This is a genomic window from Henriciella mobilis (assembly GCF_003576285.1).
GTDB classification, from domain to species: domain Bacteria; phylum Pseudomonadota; class Alphaproteobacteria; order Caulobacterales; family Hyphomonadaceae; genus Henriciella; species Henriciella mobilis.
Map to the genome: position 1 here is coordinate 266189 of NZ_QWFX01000005.1, position 26799 is coordinate 292987.

The 26799-nt window shown below is 61.8% G+C and carries 30 protein-coding genes and 1 other RNA gene; 16 read left to right on the plus strand and 15 right to left on the minus strand.

From position 1 onward, the window contains the following. Window positions 1-11: 11 nt before the first annotated feature. Together fumC and D1223_RS01285 are read right to left on the minus strand one after the other, a co-directional pair. Window positions 12-1421, minus strand: coding sequence for a class II fumarate hydratase (gene fumC / locus D1223_RS01280; protein ID WP_119374597.1), 1410 nt, complete (start codon window positions 1419-1421; stop codon window positions 12-14). 92 nt (window positions 1422-1513) lie between these two features. Then, a complete protein-coding gene (locus D1223_RS01285; RefSeq protein WP_119374598.1) occupies window positions 1514-1942 on the minus strand; it encodes a hypothetical protein in 429 nt (142 codons plus the stop codon). 125 nt (window positions 1943-2067) lie between these two features. On the opposite strand from D1223_RS01285, the gene hemH reads away from it, so the two are divergent. From hemH to D1223_RS01305, 4 genes are all read left to right on the plus strand, one after another. Next, window positions 2068-3138 carry a ferrochelatase gene (gene hemH / locus D1223_RS01290; protein WP_233352993.1) on the plus strand — a complete coding sequence of 357 codons (1071 nt, stop codon included), beginning with the start codon at window positions 2068-2070 and terminating at the stop codon, window positions 3136-3138. Window positions 3139-3186: 48 nt separating this feature from the next. Continuing rightward, complete coding sequence (locus D1223_RS01295; protein WP_119374599.1) at window positions 3187-3501, plus strand: ribosomal L7/L12 family protein; 315 nt, start codon at window positions 3187-3189, stop codon at window positions 3499-3501. Between the two features lie 7 nt (window positions 3502-3508). Then, window positions 3509-3865 carry a RusA family crossover junction endodeoxyribonuclease gene (locus D1223_RS01300; protein WP_119374600.1) on the plus strand — a complete coding sequence of 119 codons (357 nt, stop codon included), beginning with the start codon at window positions 3509-3511 and terminating at the stop codon, window positions 3863-3865. An 84-nt stretch (window positions 3866-3949) separates the two neighbouring features. Continuing rightward, window positions 3950-4372, plus strand: a complete 423-nt coding sequence (locus D1223_RS01305) for an MAPEG family protein (RefSeq protein ID WP_119374601.1) — start codon at window positions 3950-3952, stop codon at window positions 4370-4372. Here the strand turns inward: D1223_RS01305 and D1223_RS01310 are convergent. The 7 genes from D1223_RS01310 to D1223_RS01340 form a co-directional block, all read right to left on the minus strand. Beyond that, on the minus strand, window positions 4369-4842 hold the full coding sequence (locus D1223_RS01310; RefSeq protein WP_119374602.1) for an SET domain-containing protein: 474 nt from the start codon (window positions 4840-4842) through the stop codon (window positions 4369-4371). The genes D1223_RS01305 and D1223_RS01310 overlap by 4 nt on opposite strands. Before the next feature lie 200 nt (window positions 4843-5042). Next, window positions 5043-5501: a PaaI family thioesterase gene (locus D1223_RS01315; RefSeq protein WP_119374603.1), complete on the minus strand. Its 459-nt coding sequence runs from the start codon at window positions 5499-5501 to the stop codon at window positions 5043-5045. Window positions 5502-5503: 2 nt separating this feature from the next. Then, window positions 5504-5995, minus strand: a complete 492-nt coding sequence (locus D1223_RS01320; protein WP_119374604.1) for an SspB family protein — start codon at window positions 5993-5995, stop codon at window positions 5504-5506. Window positions 5996-6171: 176 nt separating this feature from the next. Then, window positions 6172-6366 (minus strand): hypothetical protein, encoded by a 195-nt coding sequence (locus D1223_RS01325; RefSeq protein WP_119374605.1) that lies wholly within the window; start codon window positions 6364-6366, stop codon window positions 6172-6174. 82 nt (window positions 6367-6448) lie between these two features. Beyond that, window positions 6449-6809, minus strand: a transfer-messenger RNA (tmRNA) gene (gene ssrA, locus D1223_RS01330). A 2-nt stretch (window positions 6810-6811) separates the two neighbouring features. Continuing rightward, window positions 6812-8104 (minus strand): vWA domain-containing protein, encoded by a 1293-nt coding sequence (locus D1223_RS01335; RefSeq protein WP_158588359.1) that lies wholly within the window; start codon window positions 8102-8104, stop codon window positions 6812-6814. A 175-nt stretch (window positions 8105-8279) separates the two neighbouring features. Further along, the gene (locus D1223_RS01340; protein WP_119374607.1) at window positions 8280-9821 is read right to left on the minus strand and encodes a Tad domain-containing protein; all 1542 of its coding nucleotides are present in this window, start codon (window positions 9819-9821) and stop codon (window positions 8280-8282) included. Between the two features lie 187 nt (window positions 9822-10008). On the opposite strand from D1223_RS01340, the gene D1223_RS01345 reads away from it, so the two are divergent. Continuing rightward, a complete protein-coding gene (locus D1223_RS01345) occupies window positions 10009-10803 on the plus strand; it encodes a thymidylate synthase (protein WP_119374608.1) in 795 nt (264 codons plus the stop codon). An 8-nt stretch (window positions 10804-10811) separates the two neighbouring features. Here the strand turns inward: D1223_RS01345 and D1223_RS01350 are convergent, their stop codons facing one another. The 3 genes from D1223_RS01350 to D1223_RS01360 all read right to left on the minus strand — a co-directional run bounded on the left by D1223_RS01350 (window position 10812) and on the right by D1223_RS01360 (window position 12845). Continuing rightward, complete coding sequence (locus D1223_RS01350; RefSeq protein ID WP_199288181.1) at window positions 10812-11162, minus strand: carboxymuconolactone decarboxylase family protein; 351 nt, start codon at window positions 11160-11162, stop codon at window positions 10812-10814. Between the two features lie 111 nt (window positions 11163-11273). Continuing rightward, on the minus strand, window positions 11274-12059 hold the full coding sequence (locus tag D1223_RS01355; RefSeq protein ID WP_119374609.1) for an SDR family oxidoreductase: 786 nt from the start codon (window positions 12057-12059) through the stop codon (window positions 11274-11276). Between the two features lie 72 nt (window positions 12060-12131). Further along, window positions 12132-12845, minus strand: coding sequence for a VUT family protein (locus tag D1223_RS01360; RefSeq protein WP_119374610.1), 714 nt, complete (start codon window positions 12843-12845; stop codon window positions 12132-12134). Window positions 12846-12968: 123 nt separating this feature from the next. On the opposite strand from D1223_RS01360, the gene D1223_RS01365 reads away from it, so the two are divergent. Next, window positions 12969-13493, plus strand: a complete 525-nt coding sequence (locus D1223_RS01365; protein ID WP_119374611.1) for a dihydrofolate reductase — start codon at window positions 12969-12971, stop codon at window positions 13491-13493. 83 nt (window positions 13494-13576) lie between these two features. Next, window positions 13577-14485 carry an SMP-30/gluconolactonase/LRE family protein gene (locus tag D1223_RS01370; protein WP_119374612.1) on the plus strand — a complete coding sequence of 303 codons (909 nt, stop codon included), beginning with the start codon at window positions 13577-13579 and terminating at the stop codon, window positions 14483-14485. Between the two features lie 31 nt (window positions 14486-14516). Here the strand turns inward: D1223_RS01370 and D1223_RS01375 are convergent, their stop codons facing one another. Continuing rightward, window positions 14517-15689 carry an Mrp/NBP35 family ATP-binding protein gene (locus D1223_RS01375; RefSeq protein WP_119374613.1) on the minus strand — a complete coding sequence of 391 codons (1173 nt, stop codon included), beginning with the start codon at window positions 15687-15689 and terminating at the stop codon, window positions 14517-14519. A 90-nt stretch (window positions 15690-15779) separates the two neighbouring features. Between D1223_RS01375 and hflK the strand changes: the two genes are divergently transcribed. From hflK to D1223_RS01405, 6 genes are all read left to right on the plus strand, one after another. Then, window positions 15780-16931 (plus strand): FtsH protease activity modulator HflK, encoded by a 1152-nt coding sequence (gene hflK, locus D1223_RS01380; protein ID WP_119374614.1) that lies wholly within the window; start codon window positions 15780-15782, stop codon window positions 16929-16931. Window positions 16932-16934: 3 nt separating this feature from the next. Further along, entirely contained in the window at window positions 16935-17834 is a 900-nt protein-coding gene (hflC, locus tag D1223_RS01385) for a protease modulator HflC (protein ID WP_119374615.1), read from the plus strand. Window positions 17835-17861: 27 nt separating this feature from the next. Next, a complete protein-coding gene (locus tag D1223_RS01390) occupies window positions 17862-18059 on the plus strand; it encodes a DUF2065 domain-containing protein (protein ID WP_119374616.1) in 198 nt (65 codons plus the stop codon). 75 nt (window positions 18060-18134) lie between these two features. Beyond that, on the plus strand, window positions 18135-19604 hold the full coding sequence (locus tag D1223_RS01395) for a Do family serine endopeptidase (RefSeq protein WP_119374617.1): 1470 nt from the start codon (window positions 18135-18137) through the stop codon (window positions 19602-19604). A 113-nt stretch (window positions 19605-19717) separates the two neighbouring features. Beyond that, window positions 19718-20092 carry a MarR family transcriptional regulator gene (locus D1223_RS01400; protein ID WP_233349795.1) on the plus strand — a complete coding sequence of 125 codons (375 nt, stop codon included), beginning with the start codon at window positions 19718-19720 and terminating at the stop codon, window positions 20090-20092. A gap of 73 nt (window positions 20093-20165) precedes the next feature. Continuing rightward, a complete protein-coding gene (locus tag D1223_RS01405; protein ID WP_233352995.1) occupies window positions 20166-20963 on the plus strand; it encodes a C40 family peptidase in 798 nt (265 codons plus the stop codon). Between the two features lie 6 nt (window positions 20964-20969). On the opposite strand, the gene D1223_RS01410 is transcribed toward D1223_RS01405, so the two are convergent. Then, complete coding sequence (locus D1223_RS01410; protein ID WP_158588360.1) at window positions 20970-21764, minus strand: c-type cytochrome; 795 nt, start codon at window positions 21762-21764, stop codon at window positions 20970-20972. Window positions 21765-22004: 240 nt separating this feature from the next. Here D1223_RS01410 and D1223_RS01415 point away from each other — a divergent pair, with 240 nt between their 5' ends. Continuing rightward, window positions 22005-22862 (plus strand): prephenate dehydratase, encoded by an 858-nt coding sequence (locus D1223_RS01415; RefSeq protein WP_119375239.1) that lies wholly within the window; start codon window positions 22005-22007, stop codon window positions 22860-22862. Between the two features lie 47 nt (window positions 22863-22909). On the opposite strand, the gene serB is transcribed toward D1223_RS01415, so the two are convergent. Beyond that, window positions 22910-23839, minus strand: coding sequence for a phosphoserine phosphatase SerB (gene serB, locus D1223_RS01420; protein ID WP_119374621.1), 930 nt, complete (start codon window positions 23837-23839; stop codon window positions 22910-22912). A gap of 51 nt (window positions 23840-23890) precedes the next feature. On the opposite strand from serB, the gene miaA reads away from it, so the two are divergent. Together miaA and D1223_RS01430 are read left to right on the plus strand one after the other, a co-directional pair. Continuing rightward, window positions 23891-24820, plus strand: coding sequence for a tRNA (adenosine(37)-N6)-dimethylallyltransferase MiaA (gene miaA / locus D1223_RS01425; RefSeq protein ID WP_119374622.1), 930 nt, complete (start codon window positions 23891-23893; stop codon window positions 24818-24820). A gap of 200 nt (window positions 24821-25020) precedes the next feature. Continuing rightward, window positions 25021-26799 carry an acetolactate synthase 3 large subunit gene (locus D1223_RS01430; protein ID WP_119374623.1) on the plus strand — a complete coding sequence of 593 codons (1779 nt, stop codon included), beginning with the start codon at window positions 25021-25023 and terminating at the stop codon, window positions 26797-26799.

The window sequence follows — 26799 nt, forward strand, 5'->3', positions numbered from 1 at the left end:
GCCGCCTTCAATCACCCCGGCGAGATCATCTTCGACGGGTCGACAATCGCGTCGAAATCCTCTTCGGGGATGCCGTCCTTGATGGCTTCTTCCTTCAGCGTTGTGCCGTTCTTGTGGGCGGTCTTGGCGATCTTGGCGGCGCGGTCATAGCCGTACTTTTCCTTCAGCGGCGTGACCAGCATCAGTGAGTTCTTGAGGCCTCGCTCGATATTGTCGAGACGCGGCTCGATGCCGGTGACGCAATTGTCGGTGAAGCTGACGGCAGCGTCTGCGAGCAGGCGGACCGACTGCAGGAAATTGTAGGCCATCATCGGGTTGAAGACGTTGAGCTCGAAATGGCCCTGGCTGCCAGCGAAGCCGATGGCGGCATTGTTGCCGTGGATGTGGGCGCAGACCTGGGTGAGCGCCTCGCACTGGGTCGGGTTGACCTTGCCCGGCATGATCGAGCTGCCCGGCTCGTTTTCCGGCAGGGCCAGCTCTCCAAGGCCGGAGCGCGGGCCGGAGCCGAGGAAACGGATATCGTTCGCGATCTTGAAGCAGGACATGGCGACCGTCGCGATGGCGCCATGCGTGAAGACCATGGCGTCATGGGCGGCCAGCGCCTCGAACTTGTTCGGCGCGGTCTTGAAATCGAGGCCCGTGATCGCGGCAATCTTCTTCGCCACCAGGTCGTCGAAGCCGACCGGCGAGGCGAGGCCCGTGCCGACCGCCGTGCCGCCCTGGGCCAGCTCCATCAGCTTCGGCAGGGTCAGTTCGATCCGCTCGATGCCATTGGCGAGCTGCTGGGCATAGCCGGAGAATTCCTGGCCGAGCGTGACCGGCGTTGCGTCCTGGGTGTGGGTGCGGCCGATCTTGATGATGTCGGCCCATGCCTTCGCCTTCTGGTCGAGCGCGCCATGCAGCTTCTTCAGGGCCGGGACCAGCCGGTGGGTGACCTCTTCGGCGCAGGCAATGTGCATCGCGGTCGGGAACGTATCGTTCGAGCTTTGCGACATGTTGCAGTGATCGTTCGGGTGCACCGGCTTCTTGGTGCCAAGCTCGCCGCCGAGGATCTCGATGGCGCGATTGGAGATCACCTCATTGGCGTTCATGTTCGACTGGGTGCCCGAGCCCGTCTGCCAGACCACCAGCGGGAAGTGGTCGGTCAGCTTGCCTTCGATAACTTCCTCGGCGGCCTGGATGATCGCTTCGCCAAGCTTCGGGTCGAGCTTGCCGAGTTCCATGTTCGCCTGGGCGGCGGCCTTCTTGACGATGCCGAGCGCGCGGACGACGGGCTCGGGCTGCTTTTCCCAGCCGATCTTGAAGTTGCCGAGCGAGCGCTCAGCCTGCGCACCCCAATACTTGTCGCCCGCGACCTCGATCTCGCCCATCGTGTCGGTTTCAATGCGAGGCTTCGGCTCCTTGTCGCCAAAAATGCCCATTGGTCGGCTCCTTCATGTTCGGTAGAATTCGTTTGTTGTGCGCGCTTTAGCATGCGGGCAGGACGGCGCAAATGCGGCCTTTGCGCGGGCGCCTATTCGTCGACGACCGGCACTTCCACCCGGACCAGTACGCGGACATGGTCGGCAAGCGCCAGGTTCGGCGCTTCGCGCGTTTCCTTGGCGATGCGGCTGTCGTAAATGTCGTAATTGCTGACAATGGCGTGCTCGACCGTCGAGGTGCGGGCATAGGCGGTCTGGTCCCCGGCCTGCTGCGCAAAGGCGATGATCTCGAGGCTCGCGCCATCGCAATCGGTCCCGATCCGGTCGACCACGCTGAACAGGGCCTGTTCGGCCTCTTCGGTTAGCATCGCGCTGTCCGGGGCAAAGGCGAGATCGGCCTCGGCGCAGGTCTCCATGACGGTGTCGCCCGTCTCGTAGCCCGTGATGTCACCGGACGGCCCGCAGGCACCGAGCCAGGCTGCCATGGCAAGTGTGAGCGCTGCTGCGCGCAAAGGATACATACCGCCTCCGGGGTTTGCTGGCTTCCGCTTGTCGCAGCAATTCGCCGCCATGTGCAAGAGCCGCAGCCCTTCTCCCTTGTCTCGTGCCCGCACGCTCTATCTATTGGGCGGAACCAGCCGACAGGATGACAGATACTATGCCGGACGCGAGCGACAATATGGGCGGAAGCGTGCCCGTTCATGCCCCGAATGGTCACCCGGCCGTATCCGGAGGCAAGACGGGCGTGCTCCTCGTCAATCTCGGCACGCCGGATGGGACCGACTACGCGTCGATGCGCCGCTACCTGTCGGAATTCCTGTCCGACCGCCGCGTGATCGAACTCAACCCGCTTCTCTGGCAGCCGATCCTGCAAGGCCCGATCCTGACCTTTCGCCCATCCAAATCGGGTGCAGCCTACAAGAAGATCTGGATGGAGGATGGCTCGCCGCTGCTGGTCTATACCCGCGCTCAGGCGAAGAAGCTTGCCGAGCGGATCGGCAGCGAGCAGCTGCTTGTCGACTTCGCCATGAATTACGGCAATCCCTCCATCGCCTCCAAGGTCGACCGGCTGGTGCGCGAGGGCTGTACGCGGATCATGGTGCTGGCGCTCTATCCGCAATACTCGGCCACGACGACGGCCAGTGTCTATGACCGCACCTTCGATGCCTTGAAGAAACTGCGCTGGCAGCCGGCCCTGCGGACAGCCGACGCATTCCATGACCATCCGGCTTACATCAAGGCGCTGGCAAGCTCGATCAAGGATCATCTGGACGGGCTCGACTTTACGCCAGACCGGGTGCTGATGAGCTATCATGGCATCCCGAAATCCTATTTCGACAAGGGCGACCCGTATCATTGCCATTGCCAGAAGACGACGCGCCTGGTCGCCGAGGCGCTTGGCTGGGAAGACGGGTTCGCGATGACAACCTTCCAGAGCCGGTTCGGCCCGCAGGCCTGGCTCCAGCCCTATACCGACAAGACGCTGGAAGCGCTGCCGGAAGAGGGCGTGAAGAAACTCGTCGTGGTCTCCCCGGCCTTCATTTCGGACTGCCTGGAAACGCTCGAAGAGATCGCCATGGAAGGCCGCGACCAGTTCATGGAGGCTGGCGGGACGCACTATTCGGTCGTGCCGTGCCTGAATGACAGCGAGCGGGCGATCGACTTGCTGGAAACGCTGGTCAAGCAGCAGCTGGCCGGGTGGATCGACCAGGCCTGAACGGCGCGGGAGGTTCCGGCACAACGCGCCTTGCGCTAGGATGACAGGATGGACGTCTATTTCGAAACCATCGCGCAGACGCCGGTCCTGATCACGCTCGCCGCCGTGGCGCTGGTCGCCTACTGGTTCGGCAAAGCTTCGGGCGGGCCTGCGCCGGACAGGGCGCAGGAGCAGGCCGACATCGCCCGGGCCACCCGATCGCTGACAGCAAACCAGAAGATGCAGATCGACGCGGCGATCGATGCGCGCAGGAAAATCGAGGCGATCCGCATCATGCGAGGGGCCACCGGCCTCGGCCTCAAGCAGTCCAAGGAAGCCGTGGACGCCCGTATCCGCGAACGCGACCTGACGGACAAGGCCTGAGGCGGATTTGGACGGCTGGATCAAGAACGGCAAGGTTCGCGCGCGCATCACTGAGGATGGCGCGCTGGAGGTGCGCTGTTTCGGCCTGACGACGCAGGCGAAATACTACAAGCCGCAGCTGAAGGAGTTCTTCCGCAAGGACTTCACCCCGCTGCGCCCGGGCTATGGCGACTATGCCGTCCACATCGTCATGGAATATACCGGCGATCCGCCCTGGATGGATCTGGACAATCTCGCCAAGGCGCTGCTCGACAGCGTGACGGGCAATGCCTTTGCCGACGACCATCAGGTTGCCCGCCTGCTGGTCGAGCGCCGCGTCGGCGATCGCGAGGGCATCTATATGCGCGTCGAAGCAATGGATTGAATTTACGGCTCTTTCTGAAAGTTCTGGAAAGGCGGCTGCGAAAGACTATCCTGCGTTACGACAAATAAGGGGAGGGCTTTCGCCATGTCGTCGACAGAGCCAGTTATGATCTCTCAGGAAATGATGTACCTGTTCGGATCGGTCGTGATCCTGCTGGTTGTCCTGTTCGTGCAGTCGGTAACAACCGTTCTTGCCAACGGATTGCGATGGGGTCTCGGCCCGCGCGACGTGCCCGCCAAGGACGATCTTTTTGCCGGCCGGGCCAAGCGGACCGTGCAGAACCATATGGAAGGGCTCGCCCTGTTCGGCTTTGCCATCCTCATCATTGAGATGAGCGGCCTGAACTCCGATCTCAGCAAGACCGGCGCAGCGCTGTTCTTCTGGGCACGCCTCGCCTATGCGCCGGCCTACCTTCTCGGCATTCCAACCGTCCGCACCCTGATCTGGGCCGTCTCGCTCGTTGGTATCCTGATCGAGCTCTATGTGATCGCAGCAACGGGCCTTTAGGAAAGGCGGATGCGGGTCTGGAGCGGGCCTGCGCCATTCGTGTTTGATGGTGCGATCATGTCGGCAGGCAGCTGGCGGCCGAGCGGGCTGATCGAGGCCATCATCACATGCGCCGTGGTGTCGAATTCGCGATAGTCGCAGGTCAGCTCGACACCCTCCGGGATGTCCATCAGGGCATAGCCAGCATCAATGCCGGAGAAGTCGGTATTCGGCGTCTCGCTATGGTTCATGTAGCGCCCTTCATCGCCGTCCAGGATGCAGACGGAGGTGTCGTAGGGCGGGATGTAGGTGTAGCGCTTCAGGAAATCCGACAGGCGCTCATCGGCATCGGAAAAGCTGTCGAGCGAGATCATCCGGTCGATGCGCGGGTCGAAGCGCCAGATGAGCTGTCCGCGCTTGATTGATTCACGGGCGTAAACGCCGAGGCCTTCGATTTCGGAGGCGGCGAGGTAGCAGGGCACCAGCATCATGGCCGGGCAGGCTCCTGAAAGGCCGGGTCGCCGCCCGGAAGTGGATCAGGGTTTTGCCCGCGCTGGCGTCGCGCAATTGAGCTAGATGCTCTCTATTCAGGAATATTCAAGTTAAATGTTTGGAGAGGGCCGCTTCGGGAAAAATGCACCGCGTTCCTGCGGCTTGGCCTTCGGTGGGAGAGCAAACGGGCTGGTCGCGTTCAGAACCGCCTGAACGGTTTCGGGGCCGCCGTCGCGGTGGCGGTGGCGACGAGCTTGCCGTCCGGGTTCAGGCAGCGGGCTTCGGAAAAGCAGACGGTCTTGCCGAATTTCAGGATTTGCGCCTCGACCCGCGCCGGCCCGACGAAGAGCGGCGCGAGATAGGAGACTTTCATCTCCAGCGTCGGGGCCGTCATGGTAACGTTGGAGGCAATGATGATGGCGGTCGAGATCGCTTCGTCGAGCATCGCTGCGATAAAGCCACCCTGGATGGCGCCGGTCGGATTGGCGAAGCTCTCATCGGCCACGAAATCGACGACGATACGCTGCTCGTCCTGGTTCACCTCGACAAGGTGCATGCCAAGCGTATCCGAACAGGCCGGACGCTTCTTTGAGTTCTGGAAACGCGCCAGCATCTCGGCGTCGCTGAGGCGCGGCTTTTCCTGACGGGTCTCTGCCAAGACTATTTCCGGCGGAACGCGTCGATATTGACCACCGTCCCGGCGCCCTGGTCACCCGATGCACGCTTGGCCTCTTCCGGCTGATGCGCGGGCTCCTCGGCGGCGGCCGGCGCCACCACGTCCTGGCCGGTCGCCTTGTCGCTACGCTCGAAGGACAGGCCGAAATTGACGGACGGATCGACGAAACGGGTCATGGCCGCGAACGGAATGGACAGGTGCTGTGGCACGCCGTTGAATTTCAGGATCACCTCGAAGTGGCCGTCGAAGATTTCGAGATCCCAGAACTGGTGCTGGATGACAATTGTCATCTCGTCGGGGAATCGCTCGACCAGATGCTCGGCCATCTTCACGCCCGGCGCCTTTGTCCGGAACGTGATATAGAAGTGGTGTTCGCCCGGTGCCGTCTTGTTGCGCGCAGTCTCGCGCAGTGCTTCACGCACGACGCCGCGCATGGCCGCCTGGGTCAAAGCTTCATAGCCAATGTAGTCTGTCATTCAGCCCATTCCCTTTCCCGAGACCCTTTTAAGGCCTGCGCGTCAGCATTCAACACGCTTCATTCATCAAGCGATCCCCGCGGACCACGTTCGCGCCACTGCGTGTATGGCCAAATTGTTCGTTGCCGCGTCCCATTGGCAACGCCAGCCATATTACAGTAGGGGCGCTGGCTCGCCTAGCCTTCTTTCATGGATGACTCGGTTTTATCCCGTCTGCGGGTCGATGTTACCCCTGTGATGATGCCAATTCCGGCAAGGATGACCGATCCTATGGCAATCCATTGCCCGGAAACGCCGAGCGCAAAGGCGCCCCAGGCCAGTCCGGCGATCAGGATGGCATAGCCGATGGCGAAAATCGTGAAGGATGACATGGTCTTTCTCCTGGTTTGGCAGGAGAACGCCGGGCCGGGCGGGCTGTTCCGGCGACAGATGATTGTCCGATGCGGGAAATAAGGTGGAGGCTTCTGTTGCCAGGCGCCTCCGGGCCCCGCCTGAGGCGCTGAAGCCCCAGGAGTTAAGTTCGGTTCACTTACCGACCGCTTACGCGGCCATCAGTTCACCTTCAGCAAAGTTGTCATTGGCAACTATGTTGAGATGAGCTTCTAACGGAGCTCGGCCGGGCGAAAGCATCGTCTTTACACGTCCGTCGATCCTGTTTCGGCCCCATACCAGTCCGCCCAATGACCGGAGGATGATTGGTGGAGCCGCCGGGTACCGCCCCCGGGTCCGAACCGCTTATTACACGCGCGTTTATCGCCATAGTCCCCGAGGGGACACGTTGGATATAGGCGCTTTGGTCCGCCTCATAAAGGGGGGTCAGCTTGTCAGGCGCAGATCGGAAATCGACGTGGCGATCGACTGGTAGGCATCGATCAGTTGCTGGCCGTCTTCCGGGGTGAAGAAGTTCTCTTCGCCGCTCGCGCAATATTTCAGCACCTCGCGTCCGCCCGACGGTGCCTGGAAGGCGACAGAATAGATGACGATGTCCTGGCGCTTGATCTCGTCGCAGAGCTGTTTGGCCTGCCAGCTGGACGAGCCGTTGTCATAGTCGCCGACCGTGTTGAAATCACCATCCGTCATCAGGATCAGCGCCTTGGCGCTGTCGGGCTCGTCATAAGGCAGCGGCGCGGAGTCCGTTGGCAGCAGCGAGGTCCAGTTCGGTGAGATCATGTACCAGCCCCAGGCCACACCGAGATGGCCTGCCGTGTAGCCGCCAGCGCTGAGGGCGTCGATATAATCGTCCAGGGGCTGTTCATCGCTGGTCAGCTCCAGCGGCGCGGCGCCGCTGCAATCATTGCGCTGATTGTATCCCGCGGCCATCAGGTACTGTCCTGAGCCGGGCAGCGCATCGGTGAAGGCTTCGTCGCCGCCGCGTTCGAAGACGCACGTTGTGGTGTAGTTACGCGTGCGCCAGGTGTTCCAGTAATAGCTCCAATAGGTATCGGTCCGGTTCGGCGACTCGCCCGTCACGGCCTCGAAGTAGCTGCCGGCATTGAAGGCGCCATTATAGGCGACCATGGACAGCCGGATATCGTCTTCCTGTCCCGCCGGAGGATTGTCCGGCAGCAGCGTGTCGACCGCATCGTGGGCAGCAGCCTTCAGGTCTTCGATCCGTGAGCCCCCCATGGATCCGGACACGTCAAAGACGAAAGCAACGTCCACCTTGCCGATGCCGTACGTCGTCGCGGTGGTAATTTCGAAGCTCATCTGCTCGACCCCGGCAATCGCCGAAAGGGTCGTGCTCATCGAGCAGCTGGTCGTGCCGATCACGTCGGTCTGGTCGATTACGACTTCAGGGCTTTCGCAGGTCAGGAATGAATCGGTGTTGGCCAGAGCGGCCAGGAAGTAGTTTTGTACCAGCGACTTGACCTCTGCCTGGCCGGTCCCTTCGCGCAGGGCCCGCGTGCCGGCGATGACGGCGGAATCGAGATTGTACTGCGCCTTGTTCTTCTTGGTGGTGAGCATCTGGAAGTCGATCGCAAAGCCGGTGACGAGCGCAATTGGGATGACCGACAGCGCCAGCAGGATCGCCATCTGCCCGCGATCCACCGACGGGAGACTGCGCAGCCGCTGACCGCCACGGCTGAGCATGCCGGCGAAGCGTGACATTTCTGGCTTGGTCCTTATCCGGACGGACATTGCAAGACCCCTTCTTCCCTCTTCCGAGGACAGGATCATCTTGGCTGATCGCGCCTTGACACTGCATTGAACCGGGCACGCAAATTGCGAAGAGCCGGGCAGGGGCTGATTAACCCTGACCGGCTCCTGCATCGTTCTTGTATACTTAGAAGGAGATGCGCAGGTCCGAAATGGAGGTTGCGATGGCGTTGTAGCTTTCCATCAGTTCCTGGCCGTTTTCGGCGTTGAAGTAGAATTCGGGGCCCGAGGCGCAGTAGCTCAGCACGTCCTTGCCAGCCTGAGGGGCCTGGAACGCGACCGTGTAGATGATGACATCGTCTTCCTTGATCGCGTCGCACAAATTCTTGGCCTGCTTGGTCGAGTTGCCCTGTCCGCCGAAGAATTGCGAATTGAACTCCCCGTCAGTCATGACGATCATCGCCTTGGTCACGTCGGGCTCGCTCTGGCTGAGCGGCTCGCCATTGCCGGTGAAGATGTCGCCCCATTCCTCGCTGATCAGGTACCAGCCCCAGGCAACGCCCTGGTGACCGGCCGTGCCGCCGCTCGCATAAAGATTATCGATATATTTTTCGATCTGCGTGGCGTTGTGGCTGAGCGGAAAGGGTTCAATGTTAAGGCAGTCGCCATCGCCATTATCGTACCAGCGCTCACGATTTTTATTCCAGTAGAGGTGGCTTGCGGCCAGGAAGGCGCTGGTGTTGGCGCTGCTCGACTGGGCATTGTATTCGCCCGACCCGAGTTCGGACACGCGGTCCTTATTGTCGATTTGTTCGGGCTGCGCATTGTCGAAGGCGTGGTCGCCACCGCGTTCGTAGACACAGGTCGAGCTGATCTTCTTGCGCTCGTTCTTGGTGGTCTCGACCTGGACCCAATCCTCTTCGGTATAGGTCCCGTACTCCCATTCGCACTGGTAATCCCAGTCCTTGCAGTTGCCGCTGCGGCCTGCATAGCGCGTGCAAACATAGTCGCATTCGCGGTACCAGCCTTCCTTTTCGACTTCCTGTTTTTCCCATTCGGTCGTCGTGACGTCTTCGGAGTGCCAGCGGTTCTTTTTCAGGCCGGTGACTTCCTCGAAATAGGGACCGGCATTGACCATGCTGTTATAGGCGACCATGGCGATGCGTACGTCGCCATCGCTGGAGGAGCCCGGTTCCGGCAGGAGCGTCTCTGCGGCGGCCTTGGCAGCTTCCTTGAGGTCGTAGATGCGGCCCCAGGAGTTCATTGAACCTGACACGTCAAAGACGAACGAGACATCGACCCGGCCCGTGCCGTAGGTCGCAACGCTCGTCGTGTTGATCTGGACCTTGGTGCGGCCGATCAGGTTCATCAGCGTGGTTGGCTGGTAGCAGGTGACATTGCCTGTGATTTCTTCCGGCGCCGAAAAGTCGATCACGAGCGTATCGCAGGTCAAATCCTCGTTCTCGTTCGACATGATGGCCGCGAAATAATCGCGGGAATGCTTGGTGACGGCTTTCTGGTCGCTGGTGGACTGCATCATCCGCGCACCCGCCAGGACGGCAGAGTCGACGGCATACTGGATCTTGTCCTTTTTCGAGAAGGCGAGCTGAGCGTCGATAGCGAAGCCGGCCACGATCAGCATTGGGATCAGGGCGAGCGCGAAGATCATGGCGACGTTTCCGCGCTCATTTCGGCGGAAAGAGGTGGTGACTGGCAACAGTTTCGGCATTTTTTTGGCTCCGGCCACGGCGTATGTTCGATGTCGTGTCAATACAGCAACGGGGTTTAGGCCGGATTTGAGCGGGGCCGGTAAGTTCGCGGTTTTGGTTTAGAGTGCGTTAAGATGTCGGAAGCTGTGCAATGCTTGCCGGGGGTGCTGGACACACGCGCAAGACTCGGCAAATCTTCATCCCGACATGCGCCAATATCACGATCTCCTTCAGGACGTCCTCGACAACGGCGTCGCGCGCGGCGACCGGACGGGGACCGGTACGCTCGGCGTGTTCGGCCGCCAGATGCGGTTCGACCTGTCCGATGGTTTTCCGCTGCTCACGACGAAGAAGCTCCACCTGCGCTCCATCATCCACGAGTTGCTCTGGTTCCTGAAGGGCGATACCAATATCGCCTATCTGAAAGAGAACGGCGTCTCCATCTGGGATGAGTGGGCCGACGAGAATGGCGACCTTGGCCCGGTCTATGGAAAGCAATGGCGCTCATGGGCGGCCCCGGACGGGCGCACGATCGACCAGATCGAATGGGTGCTGAACGAAATAAAGACCAACCCGAATTCGCGCCGCCTCGTCGTCTCGGCCTGGAATCCGGCTGATGTCAACGAGATGGCGCTGCCGCCGTGCCACTGCCTGTTCCAGTTCTTTGTCGCTGACGGAAAGCTCTCCTGCCAGCTCTACCAGCGCTCGGCGGACATCTTCCTCGGCGTACCGTTCAATATTGCGTCCTATGCGCTGCTGACGATGATGATGGCCCGGGCCACAGGTCTGCAGCCGGGCGAGTTCGTTCATACGCTCGGCGACGCGCACCTTTACTCAAACCATATCGAGCAGGCCAAGCTGCAGCTCACGCGGGAGCCGTTTCCGCCGCCGAAAATGATCCTCAACCCGGAGAAGACCGATCTCTTCTCGTGGACGTATGAGGATTTCGAACTGGTTGGTTACCAGGCCCACAAGCACATCAAGGCGCCCGTGGCGGTCTGATAGACCATTTAGTCCTTCAGCTGCGTCCAGGCCGTCCAGGCATCGGCGGCATACATCAGCGACGGGCCGCCACCCATGTAAACGCACACGCCAAGCGCATCGGCGACTTCCTGATCGCTTGCGCCAAGCTTTTTCAGCGCTTTCGTGTGAAAGCCGATACAGGCATCGCACTGCTTGGCGACGCCGATGGCAAGCGCAATGAGTTCCTTGGTCTTGTGATCGATCGCTCCGTCGGCATTGGCCGCTTTCGATAGCCCGCTGAAGGCGGAAAGCGTATCGCCGGCCATGTCGCGCAGGCCGGCAAGGCCCTCATTGACGCCGTCGGTGATTGCCTTGAAGTCCTTTTTACCCGTTGCCATCAGCCGAGTCCCTTTCTTCCATCTGGTCTGCCGCCGATCTCACCGGGAGACCATGCGGCTGACCATAAGGGACATTACGGGGCCCGGCAGGTGGCGGGCGGCTGGCAGGGCCTAGCGTGGGGCCATCCGGATCGCGCCATCGAGACGGAAATTGTGACCGTTGAGGTAAGTGTTGCTGGCGATCTCCACGGCCAGCGAACCGAACTCGTCCGGCTTGCCGAGGCGTTTGGGGAACGGCACCGAAGCGGCGAGACTGTCCAGAACCTTTTGCGGGGCGCCGAGCATCAGCGGCGTGGCGAAAATGCCCGGCATGATCGAGTTGACGCGGATGCCGATATCCATGAGGTCGCGCGCCATGGGCAGCACCAGCCCGTTCACGCCCGCCTTGCACGAGCCATAGATGACCTGGCCGATCTGCGCGTCCTGGGCCGCAACAGACGCCGTCAGCGTGATGCAGCCGCGTTCGCCATCATCATTAAGCGGTTCGGAGTTCGCCATGCCGAGCGCCGACATGGACGCGATGCGGTAGGACGAGACAAGGATGCCCTGCGCGCCGCGGTCATACATTTCGGTCGGCGTGCGCTTGTACTTCATCGTCTCCTTGTCGAAGGACAGCGTCTTGCCGCGCCCGGATGTCATCGCGCAATGAACGGTGACCCGCTCCTGGCCATGCGCTGCCCGGGCTTTCTCGAACCCGGCCTCGCAGGAGTCCTCGTCGAGAATGTTCACATTGCAGAAGATGCCGCCGATGGATTTGGCGACCTCTTCGCCCTTGTCTTCCTGGATGTCGAAAATGGCGACCTTGACGCCCTTGGCGGCGAGCGCTTCGGCCGTTGCCCGGCCGAGGCCGGATGCGCCGCCGGTTACGATGGCGGGTGTGTCTGATCCGAGTTTCATGATGTGTCCTCCCTGTATGGCTTTGCCCATGATTAGGCGCCGGCCGGGCAGGACGGAAGCACTGTCGCCGCGTTAATCGGCGACGGCCGGTTTCGGCTCTGGCGTGAAGCCATCATCGTCGTAGGGATCGATATCGCCGGCTTTCTCGCGCTGGCGGATCATATAGGAGATGATGACCGCCCCGATCATCTTGCCGACGACGAAGACGATCCAGTTGGCCAGGTGAAGCATGTTGCCCGGCTCGTCGCCGAGTTTCATCTGGCGGGCGAGGTCGGCGCCATAGAGGAAAATCGTCGTATCCACCGGCGCGGCAACGGCGCTCGACAGGATGATCCGGGTCGAAAGCCGGTATCGGGTGAAGGTGAAGATCAACCAGTCCGTGATCTCGGAAATGGCGAATGCAATTCCGGACGCCAGCGCGATGACAGGCCAGGCGTAGTAGAACGACCAGGCAATCGCGAGGGCCATCACAATGAGGACCCGGTGACCCATCTGGCGTTGGACAAAGTCGCGGAAGACAAAAACCAGGCCCGTCACGACCGTCAGCGGGTGAAGCTCGATCCCGCGCTCGAACATCTCGCCGGGCGGCGCCAAAGTAAAGCTGTCGACGACGCCGAAAGACCAGTTCAGAAAGGGGATGGTTGCGAAGTACAGGAAGGCCCAAAACCTGCCGCGGAAGTAGTATATCAGGGAAAACGTTGCGGTAAGTCCCAATAGTACTGGGAAAAGGTTTTCCGGCTGACTATTTGTTATGGCGTTAAGCAGGCTGTTCCAGGCATCCATCATGGGTTGAATCTTTGTTTGACTGTAATAGTTGCTGTTGATTGGGCCTTGAAGACCAGCTTAATGTCCTGCGCTTGATCCAGGTTAAAGCGCGGCAGAAGCCGACGCAACGCACGAGGAATTTAGATGGAAGAACCGGTCAAACTGTCAATGATTGTCGCGCGGGCGCGCAATGGGATCATTGGCAAGAATGGAGGTCTTCCATGGAAGCTGTCCGACGATCTCGCCCTGTTCAAGCAGACCACAATCGGCAAGCCGATCATCATGGGGCGCCACACCTGGGAAAGCTTGCCAAAGCGGCCGCTCCCCGGGCGGCAGAACATTATCATCACGCGTGACTGGGAATATGCCGCCGAAGGCGCGCGGGTCTATTCGAACCTCAATGCCGCCATCAACTCGGCCAAGGCCATTGCGGCCCGCAATGGCGAGCAGGAAGTCTTCATCATTGGCGGTCAGTCGCTCTATGAGCGGGCGCTGCCCATGGCCGATATCCTGTATATCAGCGAGATCGATGCCGATGTGGACGGCGACGTGTCGTTTCCCGAGTTCGACGAGTCGCAGTTCCGCGAAGTCGCGACGAAATCCTTCGAGAATAGTGAGCGGAACGATCACGCCTTCAAATTGCGTGTACTTGAGCGAATACGCTCGTAACCTTCCCCGACGGACCGGCTTGAACGCCGGCCTGCCGCGCAGCACGCTAAGTCGAGAAAAGACTGAGCGGAGGGAAGATCGCCATGGAATTCGAAGTCATCGCCGAGGGGTTGCGGTTTCCGGAAGGGCCGGTCGTCATGTCCGACGGCTCGGTTATCGTGGTCGAGATTGAGAGCAGGAAGATCACGCGTTGCTGGGCAGGCGGCAAGAAAGAGGTGATCGCGGAGCCAGGCGGCGGGCCGAATGGCCTTGCGATCGGGCCCGATGGCGCGCTCTGGTGCACGAATAATGGCGGCTTCGTCTATCATGAGCGCGATGGCCTGCTGATCCCGGGCCATGCCCCGGACGACTATTCCGGCGGACGCATCGAGCGGATCGACCTGTCTTCCGGAAAGGTCGAGGTCGTGGCGACCTATTGTGCCGACCGGCCGCTGATGGGGCCGAACGATCTCGTCTTCGACAAGGCCGGGAACCTCTATTTCACCGACCTCGGCAAGACCTATTCCACCCATCGCGATACAGGCGGCATCTACTTCATGGCGGCCGGCTCCGACGTGGTGCAGGAGCTCGACTACAATCACATCTCGCCAAACGGTATCGGCCTGTCGCCGGATGAGAAGACGGTCTATTTCGCCGACACGATGACGGCCCGCGTCTGGGCCTACGACCTGGAAAGCCCGGGCGTTGCAAAGCAGGCGACACCCTTCACCAAGGGCCGGCTTGTCACGGGCATGTCCGACCTTCGCTATTTCGACAGCCTTGCCATCTCGGCAGCCGGCAATGTCTGCGTTGCCACGATCCTGCAGGGCGGCATCACCACGGTGAAGCCGGATGGCAGCCACAGCCACATCGCCTTTCCGGACCCCTTCGTGACCAATATCGCCTTTGGCGGTGAGGACATGATGGACGCTTATGTGACCCTGTCGGGCACGGGCAAGCTCATCAAATGCCGCTGGCCGGAACCGGGTCTGAAGCTGAATTTCAACGCCTAGTCCGGCGCCTGCCGGCGAGGGCCGCGCCTGATCAGTCCTCGAAGATGATCTTCGGCGGGGCCTTGGTCTGAAGGCTGTCAAGATTGAGCGCGACCGCGCGGGCGATCTCGTGGAAGAGGCCCGCCGAGACGCCGTCACCGATCGCGGCAGGCTGACCGATGTCGCCGCCCTCGCGGATCTCGTTCAGGATCGGCAGCTGGCCAAGCAGGGGCAGGCCGAGCGCATCGGCGGTTTTCTGCCCGCCGCCTTCACCCATCAGGTAGTGGCGGTTGCCGGCCGGGTCTTCGAACCAGCTCATCGTCTCGATCACGCCAAGCACCGGCACGGCCGTCTTCGCGAACATGGCCGCGCCGCGGCGCACATCGGCCAGGGCGACCTCCTGCGGGGTCGTCACCAGCACAGCCGCCGTCACCGGGACGCGCTGTGCAATCGTGAGCTGCGCATCGCCCGTGCCCGGCGGCGTGTCGATGATGAGGAGGTCAAGCGGATCTTCCGGCGTGCCCCAGGCGGCATCGTTCAGCATCTGCGTGATCGCCGACATGACGATCGGCCCGCGCCAGATCATCGGGGAATCGGGGTCCGACAGATAGCCAATGGAGAGCGAGTGGATGCCGTGCGCCTTCACCGGAATGAGCTTTCCGGCCTCGTTCGAAGCCGGCTGGGCATCGCCCGTTCCCAGCATGGTGGGCGCACTCGGGCCATAGATGTCGGCATCGAGCAGGCCTGTTCTGAGGCCGAGCTTTGCGAAGGCGGCGGCAAGGTTTACCGCCACGGTCGACTTGCCGACCCCGCCCTTGGCGCTGGCGACCACCAGGATGCGCGAAATGCCCGGGACCTTGCCGGTCGCCGGCTGGCCGGGCTGGCCCTGTGAAATTGCCTCGTCAGAAAGGCGCGCGCCCTTGCGCACGCGCTGGCTGCCGGAACGTGGCGGGGCCTCTGAATGCGCGGGGGAGGGCTGACCGGGTTGGCGCTCGGCGGTCAACATGGCCTGCGCGCTGGTTACGCCCTTCACATTCATTGCGCGTGCCTCGGCCTCGACCCGGCGGGTCTCGGCCTCATCCATATTGGCAGGGTCGGCCTCAATGATCAGCGTGACCGCGCCATCTTCCTTGATACGCAGGCCCTGCAGCCATGCCGGCTCGCCGAGTGCGCGGCGAATCGCGGTCTCAAGCTTGTCGGATTGTCGCGGCTTGCCACGAAACATGAGCGTTACTCCTTGATGCGAAGCGCTGGGGATGCACATATCTGCGCAATGCCTATATGGCCATAGACGGACAGTCATGAAGGAGGGGCAATGCCCTGGAATGAAAACAAGGACGGCGAAGGTTCGTCCAAGGGCAACGGAAGCCCGTGGGGTTCCGGCAAGAAGGGAAGCGATTCCCCCTGGTCTCGGCCAGGCGGCTCGGGAGGCCAAGGCGGCTCCGGTGGAGGCGGCGGCGGTGGTAACCGCCCCGACCTGGAAGAACAGATGCGCCGTATGCAGGAACGTTTCCGCCGAGGACGCGGTTCCGGCGGTGGCGGCGGCGGCCGTGGTGGCGGTGGCTCCGGCCTCGGCCCGTTTGGCTTTGCGGTGCTGGGCTTTGCGGCCATCATCGCCTGGCTTTTCACGGGCGTCGTGGTCGTGGACGAAGGCGAGCGAGCTGCAGTCTTCCGCTTCGGCGAATGGCAGAAGAATTTCCCGCCAGGCCTGCACGTGCACCTACCGACACCGATCGAGACGCATGAGATCATGCCGTCCGAACGCCAGCAGGTCACGCAGATCGGCAATGACAGTGACGAGCGCCTGATGCTGACCGGCGACGAGAATATCGTCGACGTCCAATTCCGCGTCTTCTGGTATTACGATGAGGAAGACCCGGAAAACTTCATCCTCAACGTCGATGATGGCGGAGAGCTGGTGAAGGCAGCAGCCGAGTCGGTGATGCGTGAAGTGGTCGGCAAGTCGAACCTCGACGACATCATCACCACGGGCCGTGGAGAGCTTCAGAACGAGGTGCGCTCGCAGCTCGAATCTCTGCTTAACGATTATCGCGCCGGTGTGCAGATCCTCAACGTCGAGATCCAGGAAGCCCAGGCGCCGGCGCCCGTGCGTCCGGCCTTTATCGACGTGGTGAATGCCGGTCAGGATGCCGAACGCGCTGTGCAGGAAGCCAACAAGTACGCCAATGACATCATCCCGCGTGCCCGTGGTGCGGCCCAGCAGATCCTGCAGGATGCCGAAGCCTATCGCGAGCAGGTGATTGCCGATGCGACCGGTCAGGCGAACCGTTTCACCCAGATCCTGGACGAGTATCTCCAGGCCCCGCAGGTGACGCGCGAACGCATGTATCTGGAGACCATGGAACGTATCCTCAATCGCAGCGACAAGCTGATCCTCGACAGCGATTCCGGCGCAGTGCCCTACCTGCCGCTGGATGCTATGAACCGCAGAACCGGGGGGAACTAGACCATGAGATCACTTGGTATTCTCGGCCTCGTCGCCATCGTCATCGCGGTTATTGTCGCGCTGAATTCGTTCTTCATCGTGGACCAGCGCAAGCAGGTTCTCCTGCTCCAGGTGGGTGCTGCGGTTGAAGCCTATAATGAACCGGGCACCGACGAAGCGGGCCTGAAGTTCAAGATCCCGCTGATCCAGAACGTCGTCACCTATGACCGGCGGAATCTGGGCCTCAATGTCAGCGACATCGAAGCCTATGCATCGAACCAGGAACAGCTGATCGTCGATGCGTTCGTGCGCTGGCAGATCGATGACCCGCTCGCCTTCTACCAGCGTCTCGGCACCGAGCGTGAAGCACGCGAGCAGATGCAGAACTTCACCGATGCGGCGATCCGTAACGCGCTCGCCTCTCGCCTGCCGGAAGACATCATTTCCGGCCAGCGGTCCGAGCTGATGGACGAAATCCGTGACAACCTGGCCAACAATATCTCTGGCCGGGGCATCGAGATCATCGATGTGCGTATCCGCCGGGCCGACCTGCCGGACGATGTGTCCGAGCGCGTCTTCCGCCGGATGGAAGCCACCCGGAACCAGGAAGCCGAGCAGATCCGTGCCGAGGGCGATGAGCGCGCGCGTGCGGTTCGTGCCCGCGCTGAACGCGAGCGGACCGTTATCCTCGCCGAAGCGCGCCAGCAATCCGAAGAAATTCGGGGTGAAGGTGACGCCAAGCGGAACGAGATCTACGCCCAGGCCTATGAGCGTGATCCGGAATTCTTCCGCTTCCAGCGGGCCCTGATCGCCTGCGAGCAGGCCTTCACCGAAGGCACGCGAATCGTTGTCGGCCCGGACCAGCTGGGCCTCTGCAATGACTTCATCACCGAGGCGCGCGAGAATGGCCGGGTGAACCGGTAAGCCTCTGGCGGCAAGGGAGCTCATGCCATGACATGGCAGATCATCCTTGCCGCCATCGGCCTCTGGTTCGCGCTGGAAGGCATCCTCTACGCGGCCGCGCCGGAAACGATGCGGCGCATGGCAGAGTGGTTGTCACGCCTTCCGACGGAAAGCGTAAGAAGCGGGGGCATCTGGTCGGCCATTCTCGGCCTTGTCCTTTTCTATGCTGCAATCCGCCTTTTCTGACGCGTTGCGCTTTGCCCGCGAAGCGCCATAGTTGTGTGTGAACCTTCATCCGTGATCGACAATCGGAGAGCGATAATGAAACGCTACGCGGCAAGCATTCTGGCAGGTGCTGCAGGGTGTCTCCTGATGGGGTTGCCAGCGAGCGCCCAGTCCGAACGCCTGTCGCAGGCCGATAGCTCGCTGTCGGATACCTCCTCGGTCATCGACCAGAAGCAGGCGCCGGAATCCTTCTCAAGGCTTGCCAAGCGCCTGATGCCGGCCGTTGTGAATATCACGACCAGCCAGACTGTTGCGCCAGAAGGTCTGCCGGAATTTCCGGACGGCTCCCCGCTGGAGCGCTTCAACGAGTTTTTCGGGCGCGATCCGGAAGGGTTCCGCCGTGAAGGTTCGCTTGGCTCTGGCTTCGTTATTTCCGCCGATGGCACAGTCATCACCAACAATCACGTCATCGAGGATGCCGACGAGATCAATGTGGTCTTCAATTCTGGCCGCACGCTGAAGGCTGAACTGGTCGGTACCGATCCTGAAACCGATGTCGCCGTGCTCAAGGTGACCAGCGATGACCCGCTGCCCTTTGTCGATTTCGCTGACAGCGATGCGGCCGAGGTCGGCGACTGGGTGATGGCCATCGGCAACCCGTTCGGCTTCGGCGGGTCGGTCTCGGCCGGTATCATTTCAGCGCGCAACCGGGACATCCAGTCCGGCCGCTATGACGATTTCATCCAGACCGACGCGGCGATCAATCGGGGTAATTCCGGCGGTCCGCTGTTCAACCTGAATGGTGAGGTTATCGGCGTGAACACTGCGATCATTTCGCCGACGGGCGGATCGGTCGGTCTCGGCTTCTCGATCCCGTCAAATCTGGTCAGCTCCGTTGCCGGCCAGATTCTCGAATATGGCCATCCGCGGCGCGGCTGGTTCGGCGTCAACGTCCAGGGCATCGACCAGGGCATTGCCGACGCCTATGGTGTGAAGGAGCCCAAGGGCGTCATTATCACCTCGATCGATGATGGCGGTCCGGCTGCGAAGGCCGACTTCGAAGTCGGTGACCTTGTCCTGAGCTTCGATGGCAAGATGGTCGAGAATGTGCGCGGCCTGTCACGCGTCGTCGCCGAGACGGAAATTGGCAGCGAGGTCAGCGTCGACATCGTCCGCGACCGCAAGCGCCGAACCGTGAGCTTCACCGTTGGCGAGCTAGAGTCGAACACGGCCGAGGAAGCGCGCGAGCCGCTGCCCGAGAATGCGCTGGCGCAGAACCCGATTGGCGCCGAACTTCGCGAGATCGATGACGATGCGCGCCGGCGCTATGGCATAGCGCGCGATGTCGCCGGGGTGCTCGTCAACTCGGTTGCCGCGAACGGGCCGAGCTTTGGAAAACTGCGCAAGGGGGATGTCATCACGGAGATGGCTTTTGAGCGGATTTCGTCTCTCGAAGACGCCTATGAAATCCTCGGACCGGACTCCACACCGCCCGGCGAAAATCTGCTCATACGCGTCTGGCGCGGTGGTCAGACAATGTTTTTCACCATCGAAACAAAGCGCTAAAAACTTATCCACATCGCTGGCATTAAGGGACTCTTTACGCTTTGCGCAAATCAGATTCTGATTCGCTTGAGTCAAACAGAATCTGCGCAAAGACAGGAGAATCTCGAATGGCGATGAGTGAGAGACAGTCCCTCGACCTCTGGCGTCGCGCCGTATCCTCCTATGTGCGCACCTGTGAACTCGACCTGTCGGCCCGCCAGCAGGCTATCTTCATGACGGTCGCGCTGCAGGCTGGTCCGCACACAGTCCGCGGTCTGGCCGCTGACCTCAACCTCGCCAAACCGGCCGTCACGCGCGCCATCGATACGCTGGAGAAGGCGGGCTTTGTCCGCCGCCGCCGCGACGAGAATGATCTTCGCAGCGTTTTCATCGAGCGTACGCCGGATGGTCTCGACTGGCTGCGCGATTTTGCCGGCCTGATCGCCGCGGCCGCTGCCGGCAAGGATATCGGCCAGCCTGCGCCTGTGGCCAAGTCTGCCGCTGCGTGATTATCTCGCGGCCATCATGCCAGACTATGACGATTCAAGACTGACGCCCCCAGCGGGGGAAAGCGGTACGCCCATGCAGGTGAGCGCCGGCGTCGCGGCCGTACGGGCCGAAGCGCGCGCCGACGCGGAGATGACGACGCAGGCCCTGCATGGTGAAACACTGCGGGTCTTCCATGAAGAGGGAGACTTTGCGCTCGTCCAGTTGGACCGCGACCGCTATGTCGGCTGGGTGCTCAGCGAGGCGATCTCGGCGCCCGTCCTGAAAGCCACGCACAAGGTGTCGGTAGTGCGCACCTATGTCTATTCGGAGCCCGACCTGAAATCGGCGCCGCGTTTCCTCGTTTCCATGGGCAGCCGCTTGCCTGTCACCGGACAGGAAGGCAAGTTCGTCCGGGTCGACCGGGCCGGCTGGGTGCCGGTGCAGCATGTCTCGCCCATCGACGTCTATGAGGACGACCCGGCCGGTGTTGCCGAGCGTTTCCTTCATACACCCTACCTTTGGGGTGGCTGCGAGAGCCTTGGTCTTGATTGTACCGGCCTGACGCGGGCCGCCTTCCTGGCCTGCGGCGTGATCCTGCCGCGCGACAGCGACATGCAGTTTGCCTGGTGCGGCACGGCGATTGACGACTGGAAGATGCCTGGCGCCCTGAAGCGCGGCGACCTTGTGTTCTGGAAAGGCCATGTCGGCATCATGCTCGATGGCGAGACGCTGCTGCACGACAACGCCTATCACATGGCCGCCGAGAAAGAGCCGCTGGCTGGTGCGGTCGAGCGGATCGCAAAAATATACGGCGAGCCCATAGGAGCCCGCCGTATCGATGTGTCTGCAATGAGAGGCGTCGAGCCGGACTGGCTAAAGCCGCCGGCCTAGGCGCGCTTACTCCTCGCCATCCGTTTCAGCTGGAACGGTTTCTTCCGGCGCGAGTTCGACTTCTCCGGTATTGCCATCGTCGCCTTCGGCACCGTCGACAGAATCGACCGTTTCGATCACGCCCGTCGCTTCGGCTGGCGAGGTCTCGACGGTTTCTGCGTCCAGCGACGTTTCGACGGCTTCGCCTTCATCGGCAGCGGGCTCTTCTTCCGGAAGCGGCTCCGGGAAGGCCGGTGCGTTCGGCGTCATGGAGGCCAGATAGGCGATCACGTCAGCACGCTCGTCGTCACGGCGCAGGCCTGCAAAGGCCATCGACGTGCCGCGGATATAGGAGCTCGGATTTTCCAGCCAGTGGTCGATATTCTCGTAGTTCCACGGCTCGCCAGCCGTTGCCATCATGGCGGAGGAGTAACCGAAGTCTTCCTTGTGAGCATGCGTGCTTGTCATGATGCCGAACAGGTTCGGGCCGGTACCGTTCGAGCCGCCTTGCTCAATGGTGTGGCAGGTCGAGCATTTCGCCTTGAAGGCACGCTCACCGCTGCTGGCATCGGCACTCGCGAGAAGGGCGCCAAGGTCATAGACCTCTTCCTCGACCGGTCCGGATCCACCGCTGTCGGCGATCTCGGTATAGTAGGCAAACCGGCTATGGGCCCAGTCATTGAGTGATTGCTCTTCATCGCCATGATGGCCGCCTTCGCCGCCCATCGAGAAAAGCGAGCCAGACAGCGTCTGGAGCCCCATGATGATGAGGAAGACGGCGAGCAGTGCGCCGAAGACCTTGTTCCAGAAGAGATCGCCCATCGGGATCATCCTTGTTTGATTATCTTGCAACGCGCGCCTTCTGGCACGCTATCGAGTCGCTGGCAATATAACGGCATGCGACACAGGATGCGCGGGGGCATATAGCGGCGAAACGGCGCACTTCCTGACATCGCCCGGAAAGCCGATTCGGTGAATGGGCCCTTGAAATGCGCCGCGCCCTCGCGCATGGCAGGCGCTGATTTGCGGGCGCAAAGCCCCTTCCAGCAGGACGGCACGACCATGAGCGACACCAAAACAGGCAAGATCGCCTATCAGGGCGAACCGGGCGCCAACTCGCATATCGCCTGCAATGACACCTATCCCGACCTTGAGCCCGTCGCCTGCAAGACGTTTGAGGACGTCATGTCCATGGTCGAGCGCGGCGATGCCGACCTCGCCATGATTCCGGTGGAAAACACGATTGCCGGTCGTGTGGGCGACATTCACCACCTGCTGCCAGGCACCAGCCTGCACATGATCGCTGAGCACTTCATGCCGATTCGCTTTCAGCTGATGGCGCTGCCCGGTACGCCCCTCAAACAGGTGAAGACGGCGCATTCGCACATCATGGCGCTTGGCCAGTGCCGGGACTTCCTGCGCCAGCATGGTATCCAGGCCGTAATCGCTGCCGATACAGCCGGGGCTGCGCGCATCGTTGCCGAGACCGGTGACCCCTCTGTCGCGGCCATTGCGCCGGAGCTGGCCGCAGAGGTCTACGGCCTCGACATCCTTGCGCGCAATATCGAGGATGCCGAGCACAATACGACGCGATTCGTGATCATGGCGCGCGAGCCGGTCGAACACGATGCTGAAGACGGACCCACGGTGACGGCCTTCCTGTTCCAGGTGCGCAACATCCCGGCCGCGCTTTACAAGGCGATGGGCGGGTTTGCGACCAATGGCGTCAACATGACCAAGCTGGAAAGCTACCAGATCGACGGCTCTTTCACCGCGACCCAGTTCTATGCCGAGATCGAGGGCCACCCCGATGACCGGCATGTGCAGCTGGCGCTGGAAGAACTCGGCTTCTTCTCGACCTCGCTGAAGATCATCGGTGTCTTCCCGGCGCATCCGGAGCGGTATCGCTCAGCGCGGTAGGCCCTGCGTGTCGGCCTGGGGGGAGAGAGCCGCCGGACCGGACGCGGTTACTCCGCCCAGACAATCTCACTGTCGGAATAGCCCTGGAAATACAGCACCGCCGTCAGATCGGTGACCGACACGCCGCAATCGGCCGCCGCCGCCACAACCGGCTTGGCGCGGTAGGCAACGCCGAGGCCTGAGGCTTCGATCATGGCAAGGTCATTGGCGCCGTCGCCCATGGCGAGCGTCGCATCCGCCGCCACACCAAGCGCTTTGCGCTCGCTTTCCAGCGCGGCAAGCTTGGCTTCGCGCCCGAGAATGGGCTCGCGCACCTTGCCGGTCAGCGCCTTGCCGTCATCGAGCAGCGTATTGCCCTGATGGGTATGGAACCCGGCGGCCTCGGCAATGCGCGAGGTGAAATAGGTAAAGCCGCCCGAGACCAGCACGCAGCGCGCGCCGCCGGCCTTCATCGTGGCAACCAGTGTCTCCGCACCCGGCATCAGCGTGATCCGCTCGCGGTAGCAGGTCTCCAGCGTGGCAATGCTAAGGCCTTCCAGCATGCCGACGCGCTCGCGCAGGGCTTCCTCGAAATTCAGCTCGCCGGCCATGGCGCGTTCGGTGATGGCGGAGATCTCGGCTTTCAGGCCCGCAAAGTCTGCCAGCTCGTCGAGGCATTCCTGCTCGATGATGGTCGAGTCCATGTCGGAGATAAGCAGCTTCTTGCGCCGGCCTGTGCTGGGCAGGATGCAGACATCGGCCTTGCCGGCGAAACTCGCTTCGAGCGACTTGCGCAGCGCCGGCGCGTCGGCCGGGCTGACCGCCTGCTCGATCGCGGTGAAGGCGCCATCGCCGCTCAGCATGCGGACCGGCCCAAAGTCCGTGACGCCCGCCTCCCGCAGCGTGGTCTCCAGGCGGTCGGCGACCAGCTGCAGGCTTTCCCCGCCAGGTGCCACAACTGTCGCGACATGGCTGTAATCTGACGTTTTTTCATCCATCCGGGCGGTCCTCACTTAACCTTCGGGCTCAAACCTCTTACTTGCTAAGAGATGCGCCCTGCAATCCTGATCCATGGACCAACTGCCAGCGGAAAGACGCAACTGTCCATCGACGTTGCCCGCAAGCTGGATGGTGAGATCGTCAACGCCGACTCCATGCAGGTCTATCAGGAATTGAAGGTGATTTCCGCGCGGCCCGACGAGGCCGAGATGGATGGTATTCCGCATCACCTGTTCGGCCACGTCCCGGCGGGTGAGCGCTATTCGACCGGTCAGTGGCTGGAGCAGGCCCGGCCTGTCATCGAGGATATCCAGAAGCGGGGGAAGACCGCTGTCGTGGTCGGTGGAACGGGGCTTTACCTGCTCGCGCTGACCGAAGGCCTGTCGGAAATCCCGCCTGTTCCGGAAGATGTGCGCCACGAAGTGCTCGAAATTGCCAAGGCAGACGGGGTGCGCGGCCTGAAGACCCGCTTGCAGGTCGTCGATCCTGAAGCGGCGGCGCGCATCGACGATAATGACCGCCAGCGGCTTGGCCGGGCCTATGAGGTATGGCTGGCGACAGGTACGCCGCTCTCGCGGTTCCAGAACCGGCGTTCCAATCCGGTGCTGAACCCCGATGAATGGCTCGGGATCGCGCTGACGCCGCCGCGCGCGAAGCTCTATGCCCGTATCGACCGCCGCTTCGAAGGCATGCTCATGGAAGGCGCGATGGAAGAGGCCCGCGCGCTTGTCAGCCTCGGCATCGATCCTGAACTGCCGGCGATGAAAGCCCACGGCATGCCCTGGCTGTCCGCCTTCATCCGGGGTGAAATTGACGCTGCGACAGCCGCAGACAATGCCAAGCGTGATACGCGCCGCTATGCCAAGCGCCAGTTCACCTGGATCGGGCGGCAATTTCCCTTCTGGCCCAGAATTCCGTCACCAGACCCGGCAACGCGGCTAAGGGTTGTTTCTGCCCTTTACAAGGAGGTTGACCGCTAGGCTGAGGCAGGTTATGCCCCAATCGCGATTTGGAGGAAACAGCCTTGCGTAAGCAGAAGGTCGTCGTACTTAGTCACCCGTGACCGGCATCATCACATGCTGGCGCGGGTGCGTATGGAAGGGTCTCACTTGAGGCCCTTTTTCATTTCAGGGCGCAGAAAACGTCCAAACGGACAGGACATTTTAGAAGAGCAGAGACCATGGATACCCAGACACTCACGGAGAAAGCGACGAAGACCCGCAAGATGACGGGTGCCGAGATCGTCATTGCTGCGCTGAGAGAGCAGGGGGTCGACACGATGTTCGGCTATCCGGGTGGCGCTGTCCTTCCGATCTATGATGCGCTCTACTCGCAGGACGAGATCCGGCACGTTCTGGTGCGCCATGAGCAGGGTGCCGGCCACGCGGCCGAGGGCTATGCGCGCTCGACCGGCAAGCCTGGCGTCGCGCTGGTGACCTCCGGCCCGGGCGCGACCAACATGGTCACCCCGATTGCCGACGCGATGATGGACTCCATCCCCATGGTGGTGATCACCGGCCAGGTGCCGACCCACCTGATCGGCACTGATGCTTTCCAGGAGTGCGATACGGTGGGCATCACGCGCTGCTGCGCCAAGCACAACTACCTCGTCACCGATGTCGAGGATCTCGCCCGTACGATCCACGAGGCCTTCCTGATCGCCACATCCGGCCGTCCAGGCCCTGTGGTTATCGACATTCCGAAGGATGTGCAGTTCTCGACGGGCACCTATATCGGCAAGGAAGGCGTCTTCAAGCCGACCTACCAGCCGAAGACCGAGCCGTCCAAGCACGCCATACGCGATGCGCTGGCGCTGATGAAAGCGGCGCGCCGGCCTGTCTTTTATACCGGCGGCGGTGTGATCAATTCCGGCCCCGAAGCCTCGAAGCTGCTGCGCGAACTGCAGGCGGCGACCGGCTTCCCGCTCACCTCGACCCTGATGGGCCTCGGCGCCTTCCCGGCCAGCCACAAGGACTGGCTTGGCATGGTCGGCATGCACGGAGCCTATGAAGCCAACCATGCCATGCATGACTGCGACCTGATGATCTGCGTCGGCGCGCGCTTCGATGACCGCGTGACGGGCAAGATTTCGGCTTTCTCGCCGGGCTCGAAGAAGATCCACATCGATATCGACCCGTCCTCGATCAACAAGATCATCCGCGTCGACGTGCCGATCGTGGCCGATTGCAAGGCGGCGCTGCAGGCGCTGCTCGACGGCTGGAAGAAGTCGCGCACGAAAGCGCCTGATATCTCCGAGTGGAAGGACCAGATCGAGCGCTGGCGCGAAGTCGACTGCTTCTCCTATCCGGCCAATGACGGCTCGATCCGCCCGCAATATGCGGTCGAGCGCCTCTATGAGCTGACCAAGGATCGCGACACCTACATCTCGACCGAGGTTGGCCAGCACCAGATGTGGGCGGCCCAGCACTACCATTTCGAGGAGCCGAACCGCTGGATGACCTCGGGCGGGCTCGGCACGATGGGCTATGGCCTGCCGGCAGCGGTCGGCATCCAGGCCGCGCACCCCGATAGCCTGGTGATCGATATTGCGGGCGAAGCCTCCGTGCAGATGGTGATGCAGGAAGTCTCGACAGCGGTGCAGCACAGGCTGCCGATCAAGGTCTTCATCCTCAACAATGAGTGGATGGGCATGGTCCGCCAGTGGCAGGAGCTGCTGCACGGTGAGCGCTACTCCCATTCCTATTCGGAAAGCCTGCCGGACTTCGTGAAGCTGGCCGAGGCCTATGGCGCGCATGGCATCCAGTGCTCCGATCCGAACGAGCTTGACCAGAAGATCCACGAGATGATCGACCATGACGGGCCGGTGATCTTCGACTGCCTGGTCACAAAGGCGGAAAACTGCTTCCCGATGATCCCTTCCGGTGCAGCCCATAACGAGATGCTGCTCGGCAGCATTTCCGGGGATGAAATTGACGAAGAAGGCCGTAAGCTGGTCTGA